We start from the raw sequence: 278 nt of genomic DNA on the forward strand, positions 1-278 counted from the left end.
TTTCAGAACCGAGAATAACTTGTTTATTGCCTAACATAGAAGCTGATTTATTATAATCTGTCACTTTTATAACTTGTACATTACCATTTCCTATTAAATACCCTGTTAATATTTGTTCTCCATCAATCTTCCCTTGCATAGACAGCATAGCTACAGACGTTTCATTTTTTATTGCTAACTCATGCTTTTGAATTTCTTCTCTAACTTTCTTATCTAATCCTTTTCCAGTTGTTACATATTCATAACTAACTGGATTCATTATTGCCGCTGTCTTCTGC

1 pseudogene is annotated in these 278 nt (G+C 32.0%); it reads right to left on the minus strand.

What is annotated here, in order from left to right:
* Positions 1-278 (minus strand): annotated as a pseudogene (locus ACSG5Z_RS32780) (ABC transporter permease); the annotation flags it as partial.

Origin of the sequence: Bacillus pretiosus (genome assembly GCF_051294775.1) — a bacterium.
In the GTDB taxonomy this organism is placed as follows: domain Bacteria; phylum Bacillota; class Bacilli; order Bacillales; family Bacillaceae_G; genus Bacillus_A; species Bacillus_A wiedmannii.